Origin of the sequence: Saccharospirillum impatiens DSM 12546 (assembly GCF_000423605.1) — a bacterium.
Taxonomy (GTDB): domain Bacteria; phylum Pseudomonadota; class Gammaproteobacteria; order Pseudomonadales; family Natronospirillaceae; genus Saccharospirillum; species Saccharospirillum impatiens.
Map to the genome: position 1 here is coordinate 1 of NZ_AUIH01000100.1, position 5,350 is coordinate 5,350.

The following is a 5,350-nucleotide window of genomic DNA, read 5'->3' on the forward strand; positions in this document are numbered from 1 at the left end:
GCGGCACCCAAGTTTATTCCATATGTTGAGACTATCAGAGTATCCAGGTTGATAGCTGCCTAGTGTGGGTGTCACGACAGCGCCTTTTGTGTTGTGTGTGTCCTACTAGCCTTGCCTGTCCACTTTGGCTTCCCGGCGCACTGCCTGACCCATTTCCGCCCTGCTAACCTACAACCCGATCCAAACATTCAATTACCTTGCGTGCATCTGAATAGTATTTAGAAACATCTCCAATTGAAATCTTAGGGCTTCCCCCATGAGCAAATTCGTTTCTAGCATCTACAAGCGATTGCAATGAAGTCTTCAAAGAACCAGATTGTGGATGCGCATCAATAGCCGCCTTGAAACCATCCTTCCAAGTGCCATCGAAATCTTTCAGCAAATTACACATATTACTGTAAGATGGATTTGATGAACTGTTCCTTACTTTCTGTGTTAAGAAGTTTTTAATCTGTTTCTTTGCCCTATATGAGCACTTGTCAGAAATTATAGATTTAAACGCTTGTTCTATCGTTCCACATGCCTTAACTAAACCGTACTTACTCAAATACGGCACTATTGAACTGCCAATCCCTAATCCATGAACTAAACTTTCCAGTGAGGCAATCTCATTATCACAGGAGTCAAGCAAATGGCGAACAGAATCATTGTTCATAGCCATCACCGAAGAGATAAGAATATGCTAAAGAAATACGTGTTTCAATGGAGTCCTTTCTCATAGTCTCTTTGCTGATCGCTGATCGATAACTATCATCTCGGATTAGACGACGACGGTTTGTTTCGGCGTCACCTGGTGCTAGTGTAAGCCCGGTTTCTATCGCCATTGCTGCTGCGTTCGAAATAGAATCAAATATTGTAGGACTGAACTTCCTAACTAAGCGGTTTGGATCGGATGGTGAGAGATTGTGAAAGGCTGATTCCCCCCATGTATTCAGGATTAAATCTATAGATTCTATAAACGTATTTTTTAGATTTTCATATTCCACTCCATCAATATCCTGATGACGTTTCATAAACTGATTAAGGTGCTTCTTTAGCGAAATTCTCTCCTTGTCAATAGCATTGACTTCATCAGGATGAAGTGCAAAGAAACGTAATATAAATTCCATATCCCTCATTCGATTGTCTTCTTCGGTCCCAAAAAGAATCCTCCAATTGGGATATCGATTCAAATCAAACAAAAGCTCATTAAAGCTTCCCTGATTTACACAATTTCGAATTTCCTGTGGCATTAATGTTCTGCCACTGGTGTTTATGCGCTCAAACACTTGATACAGGCTCGTATCATCTCTAGAAGGATGTTCTTGGATAAAAATAATTGCATGAATCGTTGTATTTCTTATCCTTCTCTGCTCTGCGTCGCCAAGCTCTGAGAATGCCTTACCTCTCCAGCGTGAGTTAATCTTTTCAGAGCGAGATAGTTTAAAAACTCTATTGTCACCTGAGAATATACCCCGCACATAATCATAAACGGTCATGACCCGTTGATAACCATCTATAATTAACATCTTCTCATCACTTGTCTTCGCCAAGAATATACTTGGCACTGGAAGCCCGAGCAATAGCGAATCAATGAAACGAGAAGCTTCAGTCTTGTCCCATACATAGTTTCTTTGGAGCTCTGGCTTGATTAGCTCCTCATCTCTGTATCGATCAATTAACTCTCTAAATGAGAGGTCTGCACCCCATGAAGATATTTTGAATAAATCATCGTCTGAATAGAAGTCATTTTCTTCTTCTTTTAGATGCTGGACATTGTCTCTCATTTTGAATCACTCTCCATTCTACAAAATATTGAAGTATTTTTAGTATAGCACCCATTAAAGCACAGCATTGGAGCAAAGCACTAAGATGCCTGTCCATAGCACTTGTCTCCTACAACTTATCTTAAATACATTTCTATGAGCGAGGTCTTTCAAGAAATTCTTGCTACTGTGTCTGTCCACTTAGACGCTACAGATTCCTTAGTCCCGAGTATAGGTAAAGCTGTAACCACTAGACTGAGTAAAGTAATATACTTTGTTAGTATTTTCCTCGATACCAGCGCAGTTCTTTGCTCCACAGCCAAGGTAGCGAAGTTCCTTTTCGCTCTTATTAATCAAGACAGCAATCATGCTGCCGGGACTGTTATTGCTAGCCATATGCTTATAAATAACTTCATTTGCTTGTTGATAACCTTTATACTCGAAATATGCAAGACTAAGAACGAACCCCACGCCAGCCAATGAGCAAAGTGCAACACGATTGAATCTAAATTTTTCTTGCTTCTCTATGCTTGGAGCTGTCCTCTTTCCTATCCAGTATCGGCGGATCTTTATAACTCGACGTTTAGATTTTACACTACCTCTAACCCAGTCGATGTATGAGGGCAAAACAGCATGAGACCAGAAAAACAATGAAAGCGAAACTACGAGAAGCATTAATAGAATTGGACCAAACGATATAACTAGGCCACCGTAGATAACTTGATGGAAGCTTCGCTCCATCATGTCAGAATCCAAGCTCGCTGCTTTAAGAAACCCATGGTAGTTCGCAGTACTCCACGAATATAAGATAGCTGTGCAGGCACCCAAAAAAATTGCGCTATCTATCGGCTTCCTCATTATCTCTCCTTTTAATGTAACATCGCGCTATACAGCAAATTTAAAGCGCAGCGGAAAATATTTTCGACAGCAGCGCATTTTTATACGGCACTTTAATCTGCCTTCAACCGCTCGAATAAGATCAAAAGCAGAGGTGGAAATTACAATAATGAGAACTGTAGAGACATCCACCCCTATTCCATAAATCTAAGCTATCAAAGTACTCACACCGATAGCCGCCTAATGTGAGTGTCTCGACAATACTTTCCCGCTGTACAAACTCAGTAAAGCGAGTAATTTTTCCGAGTGCAGTAATTTGTTATGGAACACTTACCACTGCACCAAACTCTTTACGATTTATGTCCCAATAGTCCAACAAACATCCAATAACACCGCGGAGCTCTATTGTTGAGCTGGTATGACTTTTGAAGTCCCGATTCATCGAAATGCTTTCAAATTCTTTTGCCACTGAAAAAACCACCTTCCCAACTTCGCTTTTAGCAAAATACTCACCAATTATACTTGTTGGTAATGACTCAAAATCGGCATTCACTCTAGACCGCACCTGGGAGGATAAAGCTTTACCTTCTGGGGCAAACTGCTCTATTAGAGAAAGAGATGTGGACAACATTTGGGTCACGCCACTCCTACCTTTAGACCCATACGTAAACCCATCTATCAGCCTATTCATTCTCTCATCATGATCCAAGAAAGATAGCTCTTTAAGAATAAGATCTATACCGATAGAAAATAGAGACAAAGAAAAGTAGAAACATCTCAACGCTGGCTCAATTTGGCTAGGCTTTGTCAATACTTGTTCTGCGAAGAATTTTGCAACCTCGAGCCACTGATTGCATGAGTCGAAGCCAATATTCTTAGCGAGCAAACCCTTAGATTTTAAGACTTGTCCTTTCCAATCACCATCCAGTTTACCAAGACTGTAACTGTCGATTACGTCCAAAAACTCCTCATCAGAAAGCCTACTTTTTAAAAAACTATCAGATTTTGACAACTTAGAGATAAAAACACCATCTAATACTAAAACGTCTAAGTCACGGCCGAACTCCTTCACTTCGCGTCGCCTTTCCGTCGTTGCCACTATAGCACTGTTGGCATTCACAGCTTTTGCAAGGCCTTTTGCCCAGAAAATTCGTTCAATTGCCTGAGGAGTTTTCTTATTTTTCACATCGACAATAGTGATATTTCGAGCTAAAGATGATTCTCGGCTGTATAGCCAGAGGTCAATATCAGTTACATCAAAACCTCTATAAGAAAAAGGAACTCCTCGAACAACATAGTATCCAGACTGTAGGAAATAATTCCTAAGTTTTTCTTCCATCTCGAAACCTTTGGAGATTTTCTTAACCATTAAAATCCACCTCCAGTTCTCAAGGCATTTATCATATCATTAGTTTCAAAGGGGCTTCTCTGTATTTGCTCTCTTCTAACTATTTCTCTATTCATTTCAGGCCCTCTGAACTTAGTGATTGCAGCTCCAGGTAGAGCAGTAATTGATTGCTCACTTACATCGCCTTGTCTAATAGCTTGCAACGCCAACTCACCTACCTCTTTCTTTAAAAGTCTCATAAGGGGACCGCTACGCCCTCCCTTAGAGCCATGCCTTATTGAGACGACACCTTTCAGCTCCAAAATCTTATAATCTTGGCCAATAGCACTTACTGGACCAACCTCTCTTCCGTCAATTAACGCTCCTAACAGCCTATCAATCATACTAATCTGCCCCCTCGAATGCGTACTTTTGGTCATTCCATAGGTTAACGAAGCGACGAATGCCTTAGCCAGATCAAATGCATCATCGACCATAGAGCTGCTAAACTTCGAGAATGCCGATGGCAGGGTAAGATAACCAACTTCTTCCTGGCTATTGCTGACCACATTAATATCAAATAAACCAATGGAATTTACTTTTTTGAAAAGCTGCTCGCCCAAGATGGTAATTGCATCCGAATACGGAACACATGCTTTCTTTTTTAGCCTCTCCGTTAATTCGATTAGAGAAGCCTGCTCTCCAGGCTTTAGCGAATCTAGAACAGATTTAGTCTTGACCGCTGAATCCCTGCGAAATAAGTTTCCGTTGAAAAGTAATTTTTCAGTTTTCCCGATAGCTTCTACGTCAACAAAACCAATATTTTCAGAGTCATAAAACAGCTGTCTAATTTCCTTTTTTCCGAGCTTGTAATCGTCAGAAAGGCGCTCCTCTAACTCTGAGCTTCGCACAGGCTTTATTGAAGCATACTCTGCGAGCTCTATTGCAGAAATCTCTATGCCTTTTGGATCAAGGGATTCGAAAATACTAGACGTGTGCTGTAAAGCGGAAGAAGTCGTCACACCGAGAACGCCAACACCCGTATCACTAACGTCGATCAATTCTTGTTCTTCGAGAACATCAAGCAGCCGAGGTAATTCAAAACCTATGTTGATATTAGGTAACTATTCAGCGTCCAAACCAGTTTCTCGCAGCTTCACCTGAATAAACTCAGGCCACGTACCTGTAAACAAGCACTCTAAAGCCTCACCGACGCCCACCGAGTGCTTTCTGCAGGTTGATAGATAGCTGCGAATACGGCAATAGATTTCAGCGCCCCTCATTGAACGGAAGCAACCCGATACTTTTTGCTGCACCTTAACCATGCGCAGGTCACGCTCTCCCTGGTTGTTAGTGTAGGGGGCCAATGGATCATCCATAAATCGCAGCACATCATCCTCGTAATCACGCAGCCGCTCTAATAAATTCCTCGACTTGCTGC

Annotated in this window: 6 protein-coding genes; all 6 read right to left on the reverse strand. The window is 41.4% G+C overall.

Annotated features, from left to right (window positions below; all coding sequences use genetic code 11):
* Positions 1 to 163: 163 nt before the first annotated feature.
* Positions 164 to 655, reverse strand: coding sequence for a HEPN domain-containing protein (locus G565_RS26940; RefSeq protein ID WP_157600183.1), 492 nt, complete (start codon positions 653 to 655; stop codon positions 164 to 166).
* Complete coding sequence (locus G565_RS0120230; RefSeq protein WP_028672440.1) at positions 645 to 1,766, reverse strand: DUF262 domain-containing protein; 1,122 nt, start codon at positions 1,764 to 1,766, stop codon at positions 645 to 647. Before G565_RS0120230 ends, G565_RS26940 begins: the two co-directional genes overlap by 11 nt.
* A gap of 198 nt (positions 1,767 to 1,964) precedes the next feature.
* A complete protein-coding gene (locus G565_RS0120235) occupies positions 1,965 to 2,603 on the reverse strand; it encodes a hypothetical protein (protein WP_028672441.1) in 639 nt (212 codons plus the stop codon).
* Positions 2,604 to 2,901: 298 nt separating this feature from the next.
* The gene (locus tag G565_RS0120240; RefSeq protein ID WP_028672442.1) at positions 2,902 to 3,951 is read right to left on the reverse strand and encodes a hypothetical protein; all 1,050 of its coding nucleotides are present in this window, start codon (positions 3,949 to 3,951) and stop codon (positions 2,902 to 2,904) included.
* Positions 3,951 to 4,970 carry a hypothetical protein gene (locus G565_RS25210; protein ID WP_211227238.1) on the reverse strand — a complete coding sequence of 340 codons (1,020 nt, stop codon included), beginning with the start codon at positions 4,968 to 4,970 and terminating at the stop codon, positions 3,951 to 3,953. Before G565_RS25210 ends, G565_RS0120240 begins: the two co-directional genes overlap by 1 nt.
* Positions 4,971 to 5,033: 63 nt before the next feature.
* The coding region (locus tag G565_RS26605; protein ID WP_157600160.1) for an IS66 family transposase at positions 5,034 to 5,350 on the reverse strand (317 nt) is incomplete at its 5' end.